Origin of the sequence: Streptomyces sp. NPDC085460, assembly GCF_044541975.1 — a bacterium.
Taxonomy (GTDB): Bacteria; Actinomycetota; Actinomycetes; order Streptomycetales; family Streptomycetaceae; genus Streptomyces.
This window is the reverse complement of record NZ_JBITTO010000001.1, coordinates 283,105-303,205: the sequence shown is the minus strand read 5'-3', so window position 1 is coordinate 303,205 and position 20,101 is coordinate 283,105. Positions and strand designations below refer to the sequence as shown.

Genomic DNA, 20,101 nt, shown 5'->3' with positions numbered 1-20,101 from the left:
CGAAACTTTCGTGTTCACGATGTGCGGCACGTGGGGTGCCACGATGTCAGCTGACCGGTGGGCGGCCCCCGGCACCGGGTCCGCCGCCACACCGTACGCCATCCGGGGGGCCCGCCGGGACGCCGGGCGATCTTCCTGGCGGCGGCGGGCCCGGGGGCCGGTTACTTCAGTCTGCTGGACGCCAGCACCGACACGAGGTGCAGGACGGTCTGGAGCAGGGCGATGCCGGCGAGGACGGCGACGCCGAGGCGGGAGAAGAAGAGGTCTCCGCGCATCTGGTCGGCGACGGCCAGGACCAGGATCAGCAGGGACGCCTCGATCCCGAGGATCAGCCGGTGGAACTTGAGCGCGGCGGCGGCCCGGCGGGCCAGCGCCATGCCGGAGGAGCGGGGCTCGGCGGCCGCGTCCTTGACCGGGGCCATGCCGTTCTGGTGGCGGGCGACGCCGACCAGGTCGGTCTCGGCCTTGATCAGGATGGCGCCGAGCGCCGCCAGGGTGCCGAGGAAGGCCCACAGCCAGTCGATCCGGCCCTCGCCCCACAGGTCGGCGGCGCGCAGGCCGAAGCCGACGAGCACCGCCGCGTCGCACAGGTAGGCGCCGACCCGGTCCAGGTAGACGCCGGCCAGCGAGTACTGCTTCTTCCAGCGGGCCAGCTCGCCGTCGACGCAGTCGAGCAGCAGGTACAGCTGCACCGCGACGACGCCGAGCACGGCGCCCCACACGCCCGGCACCAGGAGGGCCGGGGCGGCGAGGACGCCCGCCAGGGTCATCAGGTACGTCAGCTGGTTCGGGGTGACCCGGGTGTTCGCCAGCTGGCGGGTGATCCGCAGCGAGATCTCCCGCATGTAGAGGCGGCCGCCCCAGTGCTCGCCGCTCCGCCGGTCCTTCACACCCGGCGGGTGGACGACCGGGCGGAGCTCAGCTACCGATGGCTTTGGCATAGTCGGCGTACGCGTCCCTGATCTCGTCGGCGGACAGGTCGAGGTGTTCCAGGATGGTGAACCGGCCCGGCCGGGTCTGCGGGGCGAACTCCACCGCCTGCACGAACTCGCCGACCGTGAAGCCCATCTCCTCCGGCAGCACGGGCAGGCCGTGCCGGCGCAGGGTCTCCACGATGACGCCGGACTCCTCGCGGGCACCGCGCAGGTGCATCGCGAAGGCCGCGCCGAGGCCGCACTGCTCGCCGTGGCTGGCCGCGCGGGCCGGGAAGAGCAGGTCGAAGGCGTGGCTGATCTCGTGGCAGGCGCCCGAGGAGGGACGGCTGTCCCCGCTGATCGACATGGCGATGCCGGACATCACCAGGCCCTCGGAGAGCGTGACCAGGAAGTCGTCGTCGCCGACGCCTCCGGGGTGCCGCAGGACCGCCTCGCCCGCGCTGCGGGCCATGGCGGCCGCCAGGCCGTCGATCTTCTCGCCGGTCTCGCGGTGGGACAGCTCCCAGTCCGCGAGGGCGGAGATGTTCGAGATGGCGTCGCCGATGCCGGAGCGGATGAACCGGATCGGGGCGTCCCGGATCACGTCGAGGTCGATGACGAGCGCGATCGGGGTGGGGACGCCGTACGAGCCGCGCCCGTTGTCGTTGTCCAGGGTGGAGATCGGCGAGCAGATGCCGTCGTGCGAGAGGTTGGTCGCTATGGCCACCAGCGGCAGCCCGACCCGGGCCGCCGCGTACTTCGTCACGTCGATGATCTTGCCGCCGCCGAGGGCGACCACGGCGTCGTACCGCTTGCCACGCATGGCGTCGGCGAGCTTGACGGCCTCGTCGATCGTGCCGCCGGAGACCGTGTACCAGTCGGCACCGGGCAGCTCGGGGGCGAACTGGTCGCGGAGCTTGAGCCCGGAGCCGCCGCTGATGACGACGGCGATCTTGCCGTTGCTGGAGATGCGCTGGTCCGCGAGGAGCGCGGACAGGTCGTCCAGCGCCCCCCTGCGGATGTCGACGACGACCGGCGACGGGATCAGTCGGGTCAGTACCGGCACGCGATCTCCCGGCCCTTGGCGAGGTCGTCGTGGTTGTCGATCTCGACCCAGGAGACCTCGCCGATGGGCTCGACGTCGACGGTGAAGCCGCGGTTGACGAGCTCCTGGTAGCCGTCCTCGTAGTAGAGGTCGGGGTCGCGCTCGAAGGTGGCCTTCAGGGCGTCGGCCAGCTCCTCGGCGGCCTCCGCCTCGATGAGGGTGACGCCGATGTACTCGCCGGTCGCGTCGGCCGGGTCCATCAGCTTCGTGATCTTCTGGACGCCCTTGCCCTCGACGGCGACGACCTTCATCTCCTCGTCGGCGAGGCGCTTCACCGTGTCGAGGGCGAGGATGATCTTCTGGCCCTTGCCGCGGGCGGCGAGCAGGGTCTTCTCGACGGAGACCGGGTGGACGGTGTCGCCGTTGGCGAGGATCACACCGCGCTTCAGGACCTCACGGGCGCACCACAGGGAGTAGGCGTTGTTCCACTCCTCGGCCTTGTCGTTGTCGATCAGGGTGAGGGAGAGGCCGTACTGCGCCTCCAGCGCCTCCTTGCGGGCGTAGACGGCCTCCTTGCGGTAGCCGACGACGATCGCGACCTCGGTGAGGCCGATCTCGGCGAAGTTCTTCAGCGTCAGGTCGAGGATGGTGGTGGAACCATCTCCCGCAGGGTCCACCGGCACGAGGGCCTTCGGGAGGGTGTCGGTGTAGGGGCGCAGTCGCCGTCCGGCACCGGCTGCCAGAACGAGGCCGATCATGCTGTTTCTCCTTCGTCGTGAACGGCGGGTGCTCCGGAGGAGACCCAGAAGCGGATGGACTCCACGAGCACCACGAGGGCGAGCGCGCCCGCCAGGGCGGTCAGCGCCAGGGTGAAGTCGTCGCCGCGGCCCGCGAGGAGCGCGGCGAGGACGGTCACCAGGAGCGTGCGCCCCTCGTGTCCGCCGGTGATCCGCACCAGCCAGGCGGGCGGCGCGCCGGTGCCTCCGCGAATGCGGTACACCGTGTCGTAGTGATGGTAGGCGACCGCCGCGACCAGGCCGAATGCGGCGGGCACGGCCTGCGGGACGTCCGACCGGGCGGCGAGCAGCAGGATCGTGCCGTACTCGGCGGCGCGGAAGAGCGGGGGGACGAACCAGTCGAGGGCGCCCTTGAGGGGGCGGGCGACGGCGAGCCCGGCGAGGAGCGCGTAGCCCCCGGCGGCGCCGACGGTGGCCCAGCCGCCGACCGGGGCGGTGGCCGCGACGGCGAGCATGAGGGCGGCGGCGAGGAGCGCGGCGAGCGGCGCGGGCGCCGGGAGGCGGCGGGTGATCCGGCCGATGCCCTCGGCGAGCGGCCCCGAGTCGGCGAGGGCGGCCAGGGCCGCGGCGGCCCGGTCCGAGCGCGGGCCGCGGCGCTTCACGGAGCGCAGCAGCCGGCCGGCGGTGGTGTAGCAGGCGGCGAAGGCGCAGCCGGCGATGAGCGCCCAGAAGACGATCCGGGGGGAGGTCACGGCCGTCAGGACGGCGATCATCGCCCAGCGCTCGCCGATCGGCAGGATGATCATGCGCCGGGCCCAGACCGTCCAGCCGACGCCGTCGAGCCTGCTGGAGAGGGCCAGGCTGGTCTTCGCGGTGGAGCCGGGGGCGGCCGTGTCGGCTGTGTTCGCCTCGTTGAAGGAGAAGTCGACGACGTGCCGGCAGGTCATGAGGATCATCGCGGCCAGCGCGAGCGTCCACACGTCGTCCCCGCCGCGGGCCGCGCCCAGGGCGAGGCCCGCGTAGAAGGCGTACTCCTTGGCCCGGTCGAAGGTCGCGTCGAGCCAGGCGCCCATCGTCGAGTATTTGAGCGCGTACCGGGCGAGCTGCCCGTCGGTGCAGTCCAGGACGAAGGAGACGAGCAGCAGGACGCCGGCGGCGACGTAGCCGCCGCGCTCCCCGGTGGCCGCGCAGCCGGCCGCGATCAGGGCGGTGAGCAGCGAGGCGGTGGTGACCTGGTTGGGGGTGAGGCCGCGGCGGGCGCACCAGCGGGCGATGTACCGCGAGTAGGGGCTGATGAAGAAGGTGGTGAAGAAGCCGTCGTGGGCCTTCACGGCGGAGCGGAGGCGGACGGCCTCGTCGTCGACGGCGTCGACGGCGGCGCGGGCCTCGTGGCGGGCCGCGGCGTCGGCGGGGACGGTGGCGACGAGGGTGCCGAGCGCGGGCCGGTGCACGGTGACGCCGCCGGCGTCGAGGGCGTCGGCGACGGCCTCAATGAGGTCGCGCTCCGGCTCGTCGGCGACGGCCGGGGCGGTGAGCGCCGGGGCCGCGGTCAGCGCGCGGACCAGCGCCGGGCGGGCCTCGGGCTGCGCCGAGAGCGCGCCGGGCACGGCGGCGGCAGGGAAGCGGGGGTCGGTCAGCGCGAGGCGCAGGGCGTGCGGGTGCCCGACGAAGCGGGAGTCGACGAGGGCGACGCGCTCGCCCGCGGGGACGGCGGCCAGGAGGGTACGGGCCTCCTCGGGCCCGTCGGCCCGGCGGACGTCGAAGCCGAGGGACCGCAGATCACCGTCGAGCGAGGATCCGGGTGCCGGCGGGCCGGTGAGGATGGCGGTCGACAGACGAACTCACTCCTTGGAACGGGCAGTGGGCCGGCGGGGCCCGAACGGCCCCGGGCACGGGGGTGCGCCCCGTCACCGGGCGGCGGCACGTCGGCTGAGGCTATCGGATGAACGGAGCGTGAGTTCACCGAGGCTTCGCACGCCGGACTCCCCCCGGTCCGCCCCTCGCCGCCGGGGTGCGCCGCGCTCCGCGTGATCATCATCGGGGATCGGCGGCCCGCCCTCCAAACCGGTGCCGGAGGACCCTCGCGGGCATTCCGGCAGGTGATCGTACGAATGCCGGTCGGCTGGGCATCGCCGCAGGTCAGAGCAATGACAACGGTGTTCAGTACCGTGTTGCGCATACCCCCCACCCGTAGTTCACTGGCGACTTGGGGCACCGCATCGCACAGGATTTGGGAGGCCATGTCATGGGGGCTGGACACGACCACGGGCACAGCCACGGGGGGACGCCGCCGACCGGCACCGCGGGCGCCGCGTACCGCAACCGGTTGCGGATCGCGCTCGGGATCACGCTCTCCGTGATGGTGGTCGAGATCATCGGCGGCATCGTGGCCGACTCGCTCGCCCTGATCGCCGACGCGGCGCACATGGCGACCGACGCGATCGGGCTCGCGATGGCGCTGCTCGCGATCCACTTCGCCAACCGGCCGCCCTCGGGGAACCGCACCTTCGGCTTCGCCCGCGCGGAGATCCTGGCGGCGCTCGCCAACTGTCTGCTGCTGCTCGGCGTCGGCGGGTACGTGCTCTTCGAGGCGGTCCAGCGGTTCATGGAGCCGGCCGAGACCAAGGGCGGGCTCGCCATCGCCTTCGCCGCGGTCGGCCTGGTGGCCAACGTCATCTCGCTGTCCCTGCTCATGCGGGGCCAGAAGGAGAGCCTCAACGTCCGCGGCGCCTATCTGGAGGTGCTCGCCGACGCGCTCGGCTCGGTGACGGTGATCGTCTCCGCCGCGATCATCCTGGCCACCGGCTGGCAGTACGCCGACCCGATCGCCTCCCTGGTCATCGGCCTGATGATCGTGCCGCGCACGGTGAAACTGCTGCGGGAGACCCTGGACGTGCTCCTGGAGGCGGCGCCCAAGGGCGTCGACATGGCGGAGGTGCGCGCGCACATCCTGGCCCTGCCGGGCGTCGAGGACGTGCACGACCTGCACGCCTGGACGATCACCTCGGGGATGCCGGTCCTCTCCGCGCACGTGGTGGTGGACGCGGAGGCGCTGGACTCGGTGGGCCACGAGAAGATGCTCCACGAGCTCCAGGGCTGCCTGGGCGACCACTTCGACGTGGAGCACTGCACCTTCCAGCTGGAGCCGGCCGGGCACGCGCAGCACGAGGCGAAGCTCTGCCTGTGACTGCTAGGCTCGTCGTACGAACACGTGCGTGAAAGGAGCTGAGGTTGATGACCGTCGCGAGCGAGGCCGCCTTCCGCGGCCGCACCCGGTCCAGCTTCAGCTCCCGGGTCTCCGGCTGACCTGATCCCGGTTCTTCCACCGGTCCGTCACGTCGTCGGCCGGGACCCTTTCACACCAAGGGTTTCCACGTTGTCCGACAACGACATCCAGAACGACATCGAGCACGCTTCGGCGTTCCGCGACGCCTTCTTCGCCCTGCACCACGGTCTTCCGCGGCAGGGTCCCGGCTCCGACGCCACCACCCGCCGTCTCCTCGCGCTCGCGGGGCCGCTCCCGGAGCGTCCGCGCGTCCTCGACCTGGGCTGCGGCCCCGGCCGCTCCGCGCTGCTCCTCGCCGCCGAGGCGGGCGCCGAGGTGACCGCCGTCGACACCCACGAGCCGTTCCTCGACGAGCTGCGCGCGGCAGCCGCCGCGCGCGGTCTCGCCGACTCGGTCCGCCCGGTCCTGGGCGACATGGGCTCGCTGCCCCACCCCGACGGCTCCTTCGACCTGGTCTGGGCCGAGAGCTCGGTCTACGTGCTCGGCTTCGACCGGGCGCTCGCCGAGTGGCGCCGGCTGCTCGCACCGGGAGGGACGCTGGTCCTCACCGAGTGCGTGTGGACCACCGGCGCCCCCGCCCCGGAGGCCCGCGCCTTCTGGGACGAGCACTATCCGCTCCGTACGGTCGCGGAGCTCACCGCCGTCGCGGCCGGCGCCGGGTACCACGTCCTCGGCACCTTCCTCCAGCCCGAGGGCGACTGGGAGGAGTACTACGGCCCGCTCGGCGAGCGGGCCGACGCCGCCGACCTCTCCGTGCCCGGCACGGCCGAGGCGGTGGCGGCCACCCGCACCGAGATCGGGATCCGCCGCGCCCACGGGGGCGACTACTGCTACGCGGGGTTCGTGCTCCGTCCCGCCGATCCCCGCTGGCCCACCCGCCCCGAGCGGGAGTCCGACCGCGCGGCCGTGCGCGAGGTGACGGCGGCGGCCTTCGGGTCGCCCGCCGAGGCCGAGCTGGTCGACGCCCTGCGCGCCGACCCGGACGCCTGGCTGCCGGGCCTGTCGGTGGTCGCCGAGGCCCCGGACGGTTCGGTCGCCGCGCACGCGCTGATCACCCGCTGCCGGGTGGGCGGGGTGCCCGCGGCGGCACTCGCGCCGGTCTCGGTGGCGCCGGAGCACCAGCGCACCGGCGCCGGGCAGGCCGTCACCCGGGCGGTGCTCGACGCGGCGCGGCTCGCGGGCGAGCGGCTGGTCCTGGTGCTGGGCCACCCGGAGTACTACCCCCGGTTCGGCTTCGTACGGGCGTCCGAGTATGGAATCAAGCCAGGTTTCGAGGTTCCGGACGAAGCGATGATGGCCCTCGTCCTGGACGCCTCCGCTCCGGTCCCGGCGGGCACGATCGCCTATCCGGCGGCTTTCGGCGTCTGACCTGCCCCTGACGGTCCCGCCGCTCCCCCGCTCCGGTGTACTCCGGTGCGGTGGGAGCGGCGGGCCCCGGCCGCCGAAGTGCGGACAAGCCGGTTTTGTACGGCAGACTGGGGTGGCCCCCACGGGCCGAGGACCGAAGCGAAGGATGGGTATGCCGACCACACAGGGCACCGCGGCCGCGATCGCGCCGGGGCTTGCGCCGAAGCTCTCGGCGAACGGCGCGGAGCCGTCCGCCACCCCGGAGCCGATCATGCTGGAACTGGTCGACGAGGCCGGGAACACCATCGGGACGGCGGAGAAGCTCGCCGCCCACCAGGCCCCCGGGCAGCTGCACCGCGCCTTCTCGGTCTTCCTCTTCGACGAGGAGGGCCGGCTGCTGCTCCAGCGCCGGGCGCTCGGCAAGTACCACTCCCCCGGCGTCTGGTCGAACACCTGCTGCGGCCACCCCTACCCGGGCGAGGCCCCCTTCGCGGCGGCCGCCCGGCGCACCTTCGAGGAGCTCGGCGTCTCCCCCAGCCTGATGGGCGAGGCCGGCACGGTCCGCTACAACCACCCGGACCCGGCCTCGGGTCTGGTGGAGCAGGAGTTCAACCACCTCTTCGTCGGTCTCGTGCAGGCCGTGCCGAAGCCGGACCCGGAGGAGATCGGCGAGTACGCCTTCGTCACCCCGGCCGAGCTGGCCGAGCGGCACGCGGCCGCGCCGTTCTCCGCCTGGTTCATGACGGTGCTCGACGCGGCCCGCCCGGCGATCAGGGAGCTGACGGGTCCTGCCGGGGGCTGGTGACCCGGCCGTCTGCCGTCCCCGGCCCCGGTGCCATCGGGGCCAGGGGCAGGGCCGCCCAGATGATCTTGCCGCCGCCCGCGGTGTGCTCGACGTCGCAGGCGCCGCCCGACTCCAGGGCGATCTCCTTCACCAGGTGCAGTCCCCGGCCGCCGGTCTGGCCGTAGTCCGCCTCCAGGGCCTTGGGCCGGTAGGGGTGGTTGTCCTCGACGGACACCCGCACCCACTCGGGCCCGATGGCCACCTCGACCGCTATCTCCGGGGAGAGCAGCGCCGCGTGCCGCACGGCGTTGGTCACCAGCTCGGAGACGATCAGCAACAGCCCGTGCCGGATGTCCTCGTGGACCGGAACTCCCTGGCGGGCCAGCAGGTCGCGTACCGCGTGCCGGGCCTGGGGGACGGAGACGTCGACCGCGGGAGCGGTGAAGCGCCAGACTCCTTCGTAGGACGGTGGCCGGGCGGGGACACCTCCGCGGGTCTCCATGGTCCGGTTCCCACCCTCGTGCTCGATTCTCGCCACACTGCGAGTCTTGGCAATCCGGAGGGGTCTCCCGACCTACTGACCAGAAGTCGACACCTATCGGCCACCTTCTGATCGGTGGCGTATGCCGACGTCAGTTGTTCGACTGATCCTGCGCGTTTTCCGTGGGGGGCGCCGGGGGCGGCTGCGTGGCCGGTTCCGGCTTCGTGTCCAGGTCGGACCTCTCCTCCGGCTGGGGGGTGACCATATCGATGATCCGCCGGCCGCCCACGCCGATCGCGATCAGCCCGAGGCCGTCGAAGAGCAGCGCCAGCGAGAAGAAGACGCCGATGACGTACCGGGTGCTGTCCGGCCAGTCGAAGAGGACCAGCAGGCCGAGCAGCAGCCCGAAGGCGCCCTGGAACAGGGTCCAGCCGAACTGCGGTCCGCGCACCACCAGACTGCCCACCAGCCGGAAGACCCCGCCGGTGAGGAAGAGCAGGGCCGCGAACATCGTCAGCGCCTCGGCCGTGCCCTCCGGGTGCCGCAGCACCACGCAGCCGGCCGCGAGGTTCACCGCCGCCACCACCACGGCCAGCCAGAAGTAGCTGGTGCCGCGTGACTGGTACGCCTGGAGGAGCCCCACCAGGCCGCCGATCAGCAGCAGCCAGCCGAAGAGCCACATGGACGTCAGGGTGGCGAGCCCGGTGTAGACCAGGCCGACGATCCCGCAGATCACGAGGATCACGCCGAGCGCGGCGAGCCAGCCGAAGCTCCGCCCGAGGCGCTTGCCCTCGCGGGCCATCTCCTGCACGGGATCACGGCCGTCGTCCCGGGTCTCCCTGGCCATCGCGCCTCCTCACGGCTGCCTGACGACCCCTTCCTGATCGTACGTTCGGCACCGGTGGATAGCATCCGGCCATGGAGACCGCGGAGCCCCGGCTCGTCGACACCGTCACGGACGGGGTCGCGACCCTCGTCATCACCAACCCCGCCAAGCGCAACGCGATGACGGCCGGCATGTGGCGGTCGCTGCCCGGCACGCTCGACCGCCTCGCCGCCGACCCGGCCGTCCGGGTGCTCGTGCTGACCGGCGCGGGCGACACCTTCTGCGCCGGCGCCGACATCTCCACGCTGCGCGAACCGGGCGACGAGCAGCAGTCGCTCGCGGTCCGCGCCGAGGAGGCCCTCGCGGCCTTCCCCAAGCCGACCCTCGCCGCCGTCCGCGGCTACTGCGTCGGCGGCGGCAGCCAGCTGGCCGGCGCCTGCGACCTGCGCTTCGCGGCCGAGGGCGCCCGCTTCGGGATCACCCCGGCCAAGCTGGGCATCGTCTACCCGTCCTCCTCCACCCGCCGGCTCACCGCCCTGGTGGGCCCGGCCACCGCCAAGTACCTGCTCTTCTCCGGCGAGTTGATCGACACCGAGCGGGCGCTGCGGACCGGCTTCGTCGACGAGGCGCACCCGGCGGAGGAGCTGGCGAAGCGGGTCGAGGAGTTCTGCCGGATCCTCGTCTCGCGCTCGCTGCTCACCCAGGCGGCGGCCAAGGAGTTCGCCGACGGGCGCCTCGACCGGGACGCCCACTGGGCCGCGCAGGCGCACGGCAGCGGCGACACCGCGGAGGGTGTCGCCGCCTTCCTGGAGCGCCGGGCGCCCCGCTTCACGTACGGGCTCTGAGGCTCAGCCCTGGGGCAGTTCCTCGGTCGCCACGCCCCGCCAGCGCGCCACCAGCTCGGCCGGCGCCTTGAGCGGGGAGCCCGCGTCGTACGGGGGCTGCGGGTCGTACTCCGTGAGCAGCTGGACCGTCATGGCGGTCTCGTCGCCCGCGATCCGGCCGAGCAGGTGCAGGCCCATGTCGATGCCGGAGGAGACGCCGGCGGCGGTCACGTACTTGCCGTCAAAGACGACCCGCTCGCCGGTGGGCTCGACGCCCAGCTCGCGCAGCTCGTCGAAGGCCAGCCAGTGGGTGGTGGCGCGCCGGCCGGTGAGGAGTCCCGCGGCGGCGAGGAGGAGCGAGCCGGTGCAGACCGAGGTGGTCCAGGTGCTGGTGGCGTCGGCGGTACGGAGCCACCGCTGGATCTCCGGGTCGTGCGCGGCCCGACGCGTCTCGGGGCCGCCGGGGACGAGGACGATGTCCGGGTGCGGGACGTCGGCCAGGGACTTCTCGGCGGAGAGCGTGAGGTTGCCCTGGTCGTTGCGGACCGGGCCGGCCTCCTTGGCGACGAAGACCGTCTCCGCGCCGGGGAGGCGGGAGAGCATCTCGTACGGTCCGACGGCGTCGAGCGAGGTGAAGCCCTCGAAGAGCAGGATGGCGATCTGCACGGTGTGAGCCCTTTCAGCTGGCGGGTGCGGTGACGGACGGTGTGGCGGGCGTGGTGCCCGGCGGGACGAGGGGCGCGTGGAAACGGCGGCGGTAGTCGGCCGGGGCGGTGCCGAGCGCCTTGGTGAAGGCGCGGCGCATCGCCTCGGGGGTGCCGTAGCCGGCGGCGCGGGAGACCTCCTCGACGCCGCGGGTGGTCTCCTCCAGGAGCCTGCGGGCGTGTTCGAGGCGGATCCGGTCGACGTAGCGGCCCGGGGTGACCCCGGTCTCGGCGTGGAAGGCGCGGGCGAAGTGGCGGGGCGAGAGCCGGGCGCGGGCGGCGAGCCGTTCGACCGACAGGTCCCCGTCCGGGTGCTCGGCGATCCACGTCTGGACGTCGCGCAGCGGTTCGCGGCGCGCGGTCTGGGCGGCGAGCTGGGCGCTGAACTGCGCCTGGTTGCCGGGCCTGCGGAGGAAGACCACGAGGAGCCGGGCGATGGTCAGGGCCGCCTCCCGGCCCAGGTCCTCCTCGACCAGCGCGAGGGCCAGGTCGATGCCGGCGGTGACCCCGGCGGAGGTGGCGATCCGGCCGTCCCGGACGAAGATCGGCTCCGGGTCGACGTCGACCTCCGGATAGCGACGGGCCATGTGCTCGCAGGCCATCCAGTGGGTGGTGGCCCGGTGGCCGTCCAGGAGCCCCGCCTCGGCGAGCCGGAGCGCCCCGGTGCAGACCGAGACGAGCCGCTCGGCGCGCGGGCCGTGGGTGCGCAGCCAGTCGACGAGGTCCGGGTCGCTGCCCCGGGTCCCTTCGCCGCCGGGGACGACGAGGGTGTGCGGCGGCCCGCCCGCGACGGCCTCCGCGAGCCCGGTGTCGGGGAGGATCCGCAGGCCGCTGCTGGTGCGGACCGGCCCGCCGTCGAGGGAGGCGGTACGGATCGGGTACGGGTCCGCCTCGGCGCCCGCGGCCCAGCCGGCGGCGTGGAAGACCTCGACGGGGCCGGTGACGTCGAGGCTCTGTACGCCGTCGAAGAGGACGACGAGGACGGGGCGCGGGGTCATGGCTCCATCCTTCGGGCCCGCCGGGTATGGCCGCAAGGACGACGACCCCACCTTTCCTGCCATCCGGTGACGGGAGGCGGGGGGCTGCTTCGAGGGGTGCTTCGGGGGCTGTCTCGGGGGCTGCTTCGAGGTCTGTCTCGGGGGCTGTTTCGGGGGCTGTCTCGGGGGCTGCTTCGAGGTCTGTCTCGGGGGCTGTTTCGGGGGCTGTCTCGGGGGCTGTTTTCTCCTGCCGTGCGGTGGCGGGAGGGCCGGGGCCTGTCATCCCGTGGCAGGAGGACGGGGGGCTGTTCCCTCCGTACCAAGCAGTCGGTTAGGTTCTGGTGTCATGACGACCTCACTGCCGCCGCGCGCCGGGCGCCGCTGCCACAACGCCCTGAACCCGCTCCACTCGACGCTGTACTTCTCCCCCGACCTGGACCGGGAGTTCGGCGCGCTCGGCTTCACCGACCCCGCCGCCATGCGGCTCGCCGCCCGCTCCGCCCCGCTCGGCGCCGTCGGCGCCGGCACGGTCGCCGCGACCTTCTACAACTACAAGTGGGAGCTGCTGGCCGAGCACCTGCCGGCCGTCTGGGAGACCGCCGCCCCCGCCGCCGTCCTCGACGCCCGCCTGCGCACCGCCGACGCCACCCTGCGCCGGCTGCTCGGCGACGAGGCCGTCGCCTCCCCGGAGATGGCCGAGGCCGCCGGGCTCGCCCTCAAGGCCGCCGAGGCGTGTACCCGGCAGGCCCGCCCGCTCTACTCCGCCAACGCCGACCTGCCCGTGCCCGAGGAGCCGCACCTCGCCTACTGGCACGCGGCGACCCTGCTCCGCGAGCACCGGGGCGACGGCCACCTTGCGGCCCTGCTCGCCGCCGGCCTCGACCCGGTCGAGGCGCTCGCCTCCCACACCGCCACCGGCAAGGGCATGGCGCCGCGCTGGGTCCTCGGCACCCGGGGCTGGCGCCGTGCCGACTGGGAGGCCGCCCGGGACCGGCTGCGCGAGCGCGGGCTCCTCGACGCCGACGGCGAGCTGACGGAGGCCGGCGGCCGGCTGCGGGACGAGCTGGAGGAGACAACGGACCGCCTGGACTCCGCCCCCTACGAGCACCTCGGCGCGGCCGGCGTGGAGCGGCTCACCGAGCTGGGCCGCGGCTTCCTGATCGCCGCCGCGGGCGCGGGCGCCTTCCCCGCCGACCTCGTCGGCAAGGGCTGAGCCGGCGGGGCCGGGCCGCATCCCGTGGCGGCCCGGCGCGCGCGAGGACGGGTCGGTTGCCGCGTACGGGTGACCGACCCGGCAGAATGCCGGTGCAAGCAGTAGGCACGAGAAGGCGAGTCGGGACACCGTGACGACGTCCATCGAAGCAAGGATCGCCGAGGAGCTCGGCGTACGCGAGCGACAGGTGAGGGCCGCCGTCGAGCTGCTCGACGGCGGCTCCACCGTGCCGTTCATCGCGCGCTACCGCAAGGAAGCGACCGAGATGCTCGACGACGCGCAGCTGCGCACCCTGGAGGAGCGGCTGCGCTACCTGCGGGAGCTGGAGGACCGGCGGACCGCCGTGCTCGACTCCGTGCGCGAGCAGGGCAAGCTCACCGAGGAGCTCGAAGCCAGGATCCTGGCCGCCGACACCAAGGCGCGCCTGGAGGACATCTACCTGCCGTTCAAGCCGAAGCGGCGGACCAAGGCGCAGATCGCCCGGGAGGCCGGGCTCGCGCCGCTGGCGGAGGGGCTGCTCGCCGACCCGTCGGTGGAGCCGGCCGCCGCCGCGGCCGCCTTCGTGGACGCGGACAAGGGCGTGGCGGACGCCTCGGCCGCCCTGGAGGGCGCGCGGGCGATCCTCACCGAGAAGTTCTCGGAGGACGCCGACCTCATCGGCGAGCTGCGCGAGCGGATGTGGGGCCGGGGCCGGCTCGCGGCGAAGGTCCGCGAGGGCAAGGAGCAGGACGGAGCGAAGTTCGCCGACTACTTCGACTTCTCCGAGCCGTTCACGGCGCTGCCCTCCCACCGGGTCCTCGCGATGCTGCGCGGCGAGAAGGAGGACGTGCTCAGCCTGGACCTGGAGCCGGAGGAGCCCACCGAGGGGCCGTCGTCGTACGAGCCGATCGTGGCGAGCCGCTTCGGCATCGCCGACCGGGGGCGCCCCGGCGACAAGTGGCTCCAGGACACGGTCCGCTGGGCCTGGCGCACCCGGATCCTGGTGCACCTCGGGATCGACCTGCGGCTGCGGCTGCGGACGGCCGCCGAGGACGAGGCCGTCCGGGTCTTCGCGGCGAACCTGCGGGACCTGCTGCTCGCCGCCCCGGCGGGCACCCGGGCGACGCTGGGCCTCGACCCCGGTTTCCGTACCGGGGTGAAGGTGGCGGTGGTCGACGCGACCGGCAAGGTCGTCGCCACCGACACGATCTACCCGCACGTCCCCGCCAACAAGTGGGACGAGTCGCTGGCGAAGCTGGCCCGGCTCGCGAAGGAGCACGCGGTCGAGCTGGTCGCCATCGGCAACGGCACGGCCTCCCGCGAGACCGACAAGCTCGCCGGTGAACTCCTCGCGAAGCACCCCGAGTTGCAGCTGACCAAGGTGATGGTCTCGGAGGCGGGCGCCTCCGTCTACTCGGCCTCCGCCTTCGCCTCCCAGGAACTCCCCGGCCTGGACGTGTCGTTGCGCGGCGCGGTGTCGATCGCCCGGCGCCTCCAGGACCCGCTGGCCGAGCTGGTGAAGATCGACCCGAAGTCGATCGGCGTCGGCCAGTACCAGCACGACCTCGCCGAGGCGAAGCTGTCGCGCTCGCTCGACGCGGTCGTCGAGGACTGCGTCAACGGTGTCGGGGTGGACGTCAACACCGCCTCCGCGCCGCTGCTTTCGCGGGTCTCCGGGATCAGCGGCGGCCTCGCGGAGAACATCGTGGCGCACCGCGACGCCAACGGCCCCTTCCGCTCCCGCAAGTCGCTCAAGGACGTGGCCAGGCTCGGCCCGAAGGCGTACGAGCAGTGCGCGGGCTTCCTGCGCATCCGGGGCGGCGACGACCCGCTGGACGCCTCGTCGGTGCACCCGGAGGCGTATCCGGTGGTGCGGCGGATGGCGAAGACCACCGGCGGCGAGGTCGCCGCGCTGATCGGCGACACCGGCACCCTGCGGTCGCTGCGGCCGGCCGACTTCGTCGACGACTCCTTCGGCCTGCCGACGGTCACGGACATCCTGCGCGAGCTGGAGAAGCCGGGCCGAGACCCCCGGCCCGCGTTCAAGACCGCGACCTTCAAGGAGGGCGTCGAGAAGATCGGCGACCTGGTGTCGGGGATGGTCCTGGAGGGCGTGGTGACGAACGTGGCCGCGTTCGGCGCGTTCGTGGACGTCGGTGTGCACCAGGACGGTCTGGTGCACGTCTCCGCCATGTCGAAGACCTTCGTCAAGGACCCCCGGGACGTGGTGAAGCCGGGTGACGTGGTGAAGGTGAAGGTTCTCGACGTCGACATCCCGCGCAAGCGGATCTCGCTGACGCTGCGCCTCGACGACGAGGCGGTGGCCGAGGACGGCGGGGACGGCGCCGGCGGTCAGCGCCGCGACCGGGGCGGCCGCCCGCCCCAGCAGCGCCAGGGCGGCCAGGGCCGCGACCGGGGCCAGGGCCGGAGCCAGGGCCAGGGGCAGAGCCGGGCGCAGGGGCAGAGCCGGGGGCAGAACCAGGGCCAGGGCCAGGGCCAGGGTCGGGGCCAGTCCGCCGCGCCCGCGAACAGCGCGATGGCCGACGCCCTCCGCAAGGCGGGCCTCCTCGGCGAGGGCGGCGGCAAGCGCCGCTGACCCCCGCGCCGCACGCCCAGGACACCCCGGACGCCCCCGGCCCCGCCCACACGGCGGGGCCGGGGGCGTCCGGCGTACACGGCGGGGCGGGGACCTGCCGGAGCGCCCGTACGCCGGGGGCAGGGCCGCCCTCGGCCCTGGTACGCGGCGGGCCAGGGTGCGGCGCGCGCGGTGTGGGTGGGGCCGGGACCTGCCGGAGCGCCCGTACGCCGGGGGCGGGGCCGCCCTCGGCCCTGGTACGCGGCGGGCCAAGGGTGCGCGTGGGTGTGGGTCAGGGCGTGGCGGGCTCTGTGGTCAGGCCCTCCGCGAGGGCGCGGGCCGCGGCGGCGACGTGCTCCTCGTCGGCTCCGGGGGCCAGGCCGAGCACGACGCCTTGCCCGAGCCCGACGAAGAGCGCCCGGAGGGCGAGGGCGAGCCGGCGCGCCCGCTCGGCCGGGACGGTGCCCTTCCCGTGCCGCCGCCCGGTGAGCAGCTCGGCGAGGTGCGTGTCCTGCTCCCGGACGGCGACCGCGAGCCGCTCCCCGAGGGCGTCGTCACGCAGGGCCATGTCGAGCAGGGTGATCTGAAGGCCCACGACGGCCCGCGCCCCGGGCGCCTCCCAGCCCCGCCGGTGGTGGCGCGCGAGGGCGTCCACGGCACCGAGGAGGTCGGCACCTTCCGGCACCGCGCGTGCGATCTCCTCGTAGTACGGCCCGAGCCGGTCGGCGACCAGGGCGGTCACGAGTCCGCTCTTGCTGCCGAACAGCGAGTAGACGGCGCCGGTGGTCAGGCCGGCCCGCTCGGCGATCTCGTCCAGCCGCGCCCGGTAGCCGTCCCGGGCGACGAGCTCGCCCGCCGCGTCCAGGAGGGCGCGGCGGTTGCGCTCCTTGGTCTCCGCTCTCGACATTCTCATAATGAGTTTATTCTAGTAACGCGATTACGGATTCTGCGCGCACCACCGGACAGCGGGGAGACGGCGATGGAGAAGGCCCGGGGCGTCATGGCGGCGGGGATCGTCGCGGACGGGATCGTGAAGCTGCTGCTCGGCGGCGCCTTCCTCGCCGGGGCGGTGCCGGCGGGCCGCCTGCTCGGCGTGTCCGGCGCGCTGTGCGCGGTCGCCGGCGCGGCGCTGCTGCTCGGGGGCGCCGTGGAGCTCGCCCTGCGCAACCGCCGGCCGGTCCGGAGGTATCTGCCGCTGATGGCGGCGTACGACACCGGATGGGCGCTCGCCACGGCGGCGGGCGCGCTGGTGGCGTGGCGGGGCGGCGGGGCCGGGGGCGAGATCTGGGTGGGCTACCAGGCCCTGGCGCCGCTCGTCTTCGCCGCGCTGCTCGCGGCCGGACCCGCCGCCGCGGGGGTCACGGCAGGAAGCGGAGCGCCCAGTCGGCCCGGTTGGCGATCGTGAGATCGTCGTCCTCGGTGAGGGGCCGCAGGACCCGCTCGGCGGTCTTCGGGTCGGCCTGGACCAGGTCGACGATCTCCGTGGCCAGGCCGTCCTGGTCGTCGCCGAGGTCGGCGGCCGAGGCGCGGACGAGGACCGGGAGGGTGGTCGGGCCGCCGAGGGCGGCGACGAGGCCGCCGAGGAGTTCGCGGGCGTAGCCGTTGCGCTCGGCGACGGCCCGGTCCAGCTCGGACTCCAGGCGCGGCAGCAGGGCCCGGTCGCCGCCGGCGGCGATCTCGTCGGCGAGGTCGATCGTCGCGTCGACGTCCGCGTCGAGGTCGTCCAGCATCGCGAGGAGCCGGGTCACGCTGTCGTCGGTCATGGTGCCTCCGTAAATGCGCCGTCCACGAGGACCGGCACGGTCGTGGAGCCGTCGGTCTCGGCGGCCACGGCCACGTCCCCGGGACAGCCGTACTCGTACAGTTCACGACCCGAGTCGCAGCCGTGCAAGGCGGCGGCCGGGTCCTCCGTGGCCGCCCACAGCGTGGCCGCCGCGGTCGCCTCCGGGGTCAGGGGGAGCCCCGGCGCGAGGGCGCGCAGGGCGTCGAGGACCGCTCCGGCCCCGAGGAGGTCCTCCAGGGCGGGGCGCAGCGAGCCGTCCGGCCACCGCTCGCCGGCGGCGATCACGGCGAGGGGGCGCGCCTCGGAGCCGTATCCGTCCCGGAGGATCCGTTCGGCGACGGCGGTGCGGTTGCGCAGCGAGGCGGCGATCACCGTCGCGCCGTCCGCCGCGGCCCCGGCGGCGATCGTGGAGCCGTTCGGGGACGGCAGGACCAACCGGGCGGGCCAGGGCGAGGGGGCGGCGCGCAGGGCGGCCGGGGAAAGCGACCACGGATGGGCCGCGGTGGCCTCGCCGCGGCCGACGGCGAGGACGGCGTCCTTCTCGCGGGCGTACGCGGCGGCGGTGGCGTCCCGCCAGCGGTAGGGGTGGACGGCCGTGCCGCCCTCGACGGCGACGCCGACGGTCGTCGTGAACGACAGGACGTCGACGACGACCACGCAGGCCGGGGCGAGGGCCCGCGCCTCGACGGGCCCCCAGCCGAAGGCGACGGCCATCAGACTTCGGTGACCTTGCCGTCGGCGACCTCGACGCGGCGGTTGACGCGGACCGCGTCGAGCATGCGGCGGTCGTGGGTCACCAGGAGGAGCGTGCCCTCGTAGGTGTCGAGGGCGGACTCCAGCTGTTCGATGGCGGGCAGGTCGAGGTGGTTCGTGGGCTCGTCGAGGACGAGGAGGTTGACGCCCCGGCCCTGGAGGAGGGCGAGCGCGGCGCGGGTCCGCTCGCCCGGGGAGAGGGTGGTGGCGGGGCGCAGCACGTGGTCGGCCTTGAGGCCGAACTTGGCGAGCAGGGTGCGGACCTCGGCCGGTTCGGTCTCCGGGACGGCCGCGCAGAAGGCGTCGAGGAGGGTCTCGGTGCCGTGGAAGAGCTTGCGGGCCTGGTCGACCTCGCCGACGACGACTCCGGAGCCGAGGACGGCGTCCCCGGAGTCGAGCGGGAGGCGGCCGAGGAGGGCGGCGAGGAGGGTGGACTTGCCGGCGCCGTTGGCCCCGGTGACGGCGACCCGGTCGGCCCAGTCGATCTGGAGGGTGGCCGGTCCGAAGGTGAAGTCGCCGCGGCGCACCCCGGCATCGCGGAGGGTGGCGACGACGGAGCCGGAGCGGGGGGCGGCGGCGATCTCCATGCGCAGCTCCCACTCCTTGCGGGGCTCCTCGACGACGTCCAGGCGTTCGATCATGCGCTGGGTCTGGCGGGCCTTGGCGGCCTGCTTCTCGCTGGACTCGCCGCGCAGCTTGCGCCCGATCTTGTCGTTGTCGCCCGCCTTGCGGCGGGCGTTGCGGACGCCCTTGTCCATCCAGTTGCGCTGCATGAGCGCGCGGCTCTCCAGGGCCGTCTTCTTGTCGGCGTACTCCTCGTACTCCTCGCGGGCGTGCCGGCGGGCGGTGGCCCGCTCCTCCAGGTAGGCGTCGTAGCCTCCGCCGTAGAGGGTGATCTGCTGCTGGGCGAGGTCGAGTTCGAGGACCTTGGTGACGGTGCGGGTGAGGAACTCGCGGTCGTGGCTGACGACGACGGTGCCGGCCCGCAGGCCCTTCACGAAGGCTTCCAGGCGCTCCAGGCCGTCCAGGTCGAGGTCGTTGGTCGGCTCGTCGAGGAGGAAGACGTCGTAGCGGGAGAGGAGGAGGGAGGCGAGGCCCGCGCGGGCGGCCTGGCCGCCGGAGAGGCCGGTCATCGGCTGGTCGAGGCCGACGGTGAGGCCGAGGGAGGCGGTGACCTCCTCGGCGCGCTCATCGAGGTCGGCGCCGCCGAGGTCCAGCCAGCGCTCCAGGGTGGTGGCGTACGCGTCGTCGGCGCCGGGGGTGCCGTCGACGAGGCCCTGGGTGGCCTCGTCCATCGCCGCCTGGGCGGCGGCGACGCCGGTGCGGCGGGCCAGGAACTCACGGACGGTCTCGCCCGCGCGCCGCTCGGGCTCCTGCGGCAGGTGGCCGACGGTCGCGGTCGGCGGGGAGAGCCTGACCTCGCCCTCCTCGGGGGTGTCGAGCCCGGCGAGCAGCCGCAGCAGGCTGGACTTGCCGGCGCCGTTGACGCCGACGAGGCCGATGACGTCGCCGGGGGCGACGACGAGGTCGAGCCCGGCGAAGAGGGTGCGTTCGCCGTGGCCGGCGGCGAGGTCCTTGGCGACGAGAGTGGCAGTCATCAGACCACGCATCCTACGTGGACGGCCGGGGGCGCCGGGGTACGGTCCGGGGCGCGGGCGGCGGGCGCGGGCGCGGTCCCGGGCAGGGGCGCGGCGGGCACCGGCGCGGTCCCGGGCAGGGGCGGCGGGCACGGGCGGCGGTCCCGGGCACGAGCGGGCAGCCGGCGCGGACGGCCGGCGCGGGCACGGGCGGCGGGCCGAGCGGGCGAAGGCACCTCGGTGGGCTGAGCGGGCGAAGGCACCTCGGTGGGCCGAGCGGGCGAAGGCACCTCGGT

The 20,101-nt window shown here is 74.2% G+C and carries 19 protein-coding genes; 7 read left to right on the top strand and 12 right to left on the bottom strand.

Features of this window, described 5'->3' with window-relative positions:
• Positions 1-161 precede the first annotated feature (161 nt).
• Genes ACIGHB_RS01380 through ACIGHB_RS01365 form a run of 4 tightly spaced genes read right to left on the bottom strand, consistent with a single transcriptional unit; the run spans position 162 to position 4,531 of the window.
• Positions 162-941: a CDP-alcohol phosphatidyltransferase family protein gene (locus ACIGHB_RS01380; RefSeq protein WP_399908548.1), complete on the bottom strand. Its 780-nt coding sequence runs from the start codon at positions 939-941 to the stop codon at positions 162-164.
• Complete coding sequence (locus ACIGHB_RS01375) at positions 919-1,980, bottom strand: iron-containing alcohol dehydrogenase family protein (protein WP_360312471.1); 1,062 nt, start codon at positions 1,978-1,980, stop codon at positions 919-921. The genes ACIGHB_RS01380 and ACIGHB_RS01375 overlap by 23 nt, the downstream gene beginning before the upstream one ends.
• Positions 1,968-2,717: a sugar phosphate nucleotidyltransferase gene (locus tag ACIGHB_RS01370; RefSeq protein WP_388873379.1), complete on the bottom strand. Its 750-nt coding sequence runs from the start codon at positions 2,715-2,717 to the stop codon at positions 1,968-1,970. The genes ACIGHB_RS01375 and ACIGHB_RS01370 overlap by 13 nt, the downstream gene beginning before the upstream one ends.
• Positions 2,714-4,531 (bottom strand): DUF5941 domain-containing protein, encoded by a 1,818-nt coding sequence (locus ACIGHB_RS01365; protein WP_399909338.1) that lies wholly within the window; start codon positions 4,529-4,531, stop codon positions 2,714-2,716. The genes ACIGHB_RS01370 and ACIGHB_RS01365 overlap by 4 nt, the downstream gene beginning before the upstream one ends.
• A gap of 410 nt (positions 4,532-4,941) precedes the next feature.
• On the opposite strand from ACIGHB_RS01365, the gene ACIGHB_RS01360 reads away from it, so the two are divergent.
• From ACIGHB_RS01360 to idi, 3 genes are all read left to right on the top strand, one after another.
• On the top strand, positions 4,942-5,883 hold the full coding sequence (locus ACIGHB_RS01360) for a cation diffusion facilitator family transporter (RefSeq protein WP_399908544.1): 942 nt from the start codon (positions 4,942-4,944) through the stop codon (positions 5,881-5,883).
• A gap of 189 nt (positions 5,884-6,072) precedes the next feature.
• Complete coding sequence (locus ACIGHB_RS01355; RefSeq protein WP_399908541.1) at positions 6,073-7,350, top strand: GNAT family N-acetyltransferase; 1,278 nt, start codon at positions 6,073-6,075, stop codon at positions 7,348-7,350.
• Positions 7,351-7,501: 151 nt separating this feature from the next.
• On the top strand, positions 7,502-8,134 hold the full coding sequence (idi, locus tag ACIGHB_RS01350) for an isopentenyl-diphosphate Delta-isomerase (protein WP_399908538.1): 633 nt from the start codon (positions 7,502-7,504) through the stop codon (positions 8,132-8,134).
• Here idi and ACIGHB_RS01345 read toward each other — a convergent pair.
• Both ACIGHB_RS01345 and ACIGHB_RS01340 read right to left on the bottom strand, forming a co-directional pair.
• Positions 8,100-8,615, bottom strand: coding sequence for an ATP-binding protein (locus tag ACIGHB_RS01345; RefSeq protein ID WP_360321613.1), 516 nt, complete (start codon positions 8,613-8,615; stop codon positions 8,100-8,102). The genes idi and ACIGHB_RS01345 overlap by 35 nt on opposite strands.
• A 130-nt stretch (positions 8,616-8,745) precedes the next feature.
• The gene (locus ACIGHB_RS01340) at positions 8,746-9,441 is read right to left on the bottom strand and encodes an HdeD family acid-resistance protein (RefSeq protein WP_399908534.1); all 696 of its coding nucleotides are present in this window, start codon (positions 9,439-9,441) and stop codon (positions 8,746-8,748) included.
• 71 nt (positions 9,442-9,512) lie between these two features.
• On the opposite strand from ACIGHB_RS01340, the gene ACIGHB_RS01335 reads away from it, so the two are divergent.
• Positions 9,513-10,265: an enoyl-CoA hydratase/isomerase family protein gene (locus ACIGHB_RS01335; protein ID WP_360321607.1), complete on the top strand. Its 753-nt coding sequence runs from the start codon at positions 9,513-9,515 to the stop codon at positions 10,263-10,265.
• A 3-nt stretch (positions 10,266-10,268) separates the two neighbouring features.
• On the opposite strand, the gene ACIGHB_RS01330 is transcribed toward ACIGHB_RS01335, so the two are convergent.
• Positions 10,269-10,910, bottom strand: coding sequence for a DJ-1/PfpI family protein (locus tag ACIGHB_RS01330; protein ID WP_399908531.1), 642 nt, complete (start codon positions 10,908-10,910; stop codon positions 10,269-10,271).
• A 13-nt stretch (positions 10,911-10,923) separates the two neighbouring features.
• Positions 10,924-11,946: a GlxA family transcriptional regulator gene (locus ACIGHB_RS01325; protein ID WP_399908528.1), complete on the bottom strand. Its 1,023-nt coding sequence runs from the start codon at positions 11,944-11,946 to the stop codon at positions 10,924-10,926.
• A gap of 325 nt (positions 11,947-12,271) precedes the next feature.
• Here ACIGHB_RS01325 and ACIGHB_RS01320 point away from each other — a divergent pair, with 325 nt between their 5' ends.
• Together ACIGHB_RS01320 and ACIGHB_RS01315 are read left to right on the top strand one after the other, a co-directional pair.
• Positions 12,272-13,138 carry a hypothetical protein gene (locus ACIGHB_RS01320; protein ID WP_360321598.1) on the top strand — a complete coding sequence of 289 codons (867 nt, stop codon included), beginning with the start codon at positions 12,272-12,274 and terminating at the stop codon, positions 13,136-13,138.
• Positions 13,139-13,268: 130 nt separating this feature from the next.
• On the top strand, positions 13,269-15,713 hold the full coding sequence (locus ACIGHB_RS01315; RefSeq protein WP_399908524.1) for a Tex family protein: 2,445 nt from the start codon (positions 13,269-13,271) through the stop codon (positions 15,711-15,713).
• A 271-nt stretch (positions 15,714-15,984) separates the two neighbouring features.
• Here ACIGHB_RS01315 and ACIGHB_RS01310 read toward each other — a convergent pair whose 3' ends face one another.
• Positions 15,985-16,599: a TetR/AcrR family transcriptional regulator gene (locus ACIGHB_RS01310; protein ID WP_399908521.1), complete on the bottom strand. Its 615-nt coding sequence runs from the start codon at positions 16,597-16,599 to the stop codon at positions 15,985-15,987.
• A 72-nt stretch (positions 16,600-16,671) separates the two neighbouring features.
• Between ACIGHB_RS01310 and ACIGHB_RS01305 the strand changes: the two genes are divergently transcribed.
• Positions 16,672-17,097, top strand: coding sequence for a hypothetical protein (locus tag ACIGHB_RS01305; protein ID WP_399908518.1), 426 nt, complete (start codon positions 16,672-16,674; stop codon positions 17,095-17,097).
• On the opposite strand, the gene ACIGHB_RS01300 is transcribed toward ACIGHB_RS01305, so the two are convergent.
• The 3 genes from ACIGHB_RS01300 to ACIGHB_RS01290 are packed head-to-tail and all read right to left on the bottom strand — an operon-like array spanning position 17,051 to position 19,826.
• A complete protein-coding gene (locus ACIGHB_RS01300) occupies positions 17,051-17,455 on the bottom strand; it encodes a hypothetical protein (protein ID WP_360322464.1) in 405 nt (134 codons plus the stop codon). The two genes, ACIGHB_RS01305 and ACIGHB_RS01300, sit on opposite strands and share 47 nt — an antisense overlap.
• Positions 17,452-18,189, bottom strand: coding sequence for a 2-phosphosulfolactate phosphatase (locus ACIGHB_RS01295; RefSeq protein WP_399908515.1), 738 nt, complete (start codon positions 18,187-18,189; stop codon positions 17,452-17,454). The genes ACIGHB_RS01300 and ACIGHB_RS01295 overlap by 4 nt, the downstream gene beginning before the upstream one ends.
• Positions 18,189-19,826 carry an ABC-F family ATP-binding cassette domain-containing protein gene (locus tag ACIGHB_RS01290; protein WP_399908512.1) on the bottom strand — a complete coding sequence of 546 codons (1,638 nt, stop codon included), beginning with the start codon at positions 19,824-19,826 and terminating at the stop codon, positions 18,189-18,191. The genes ACIGHB_RS01295 and ACIGHB_RS01290 overlap by 1 nt, the downstream gene beginning before the upstream one ends.
• Positions 19,827-20,101 lie beyond the last annotated feature (275 nt).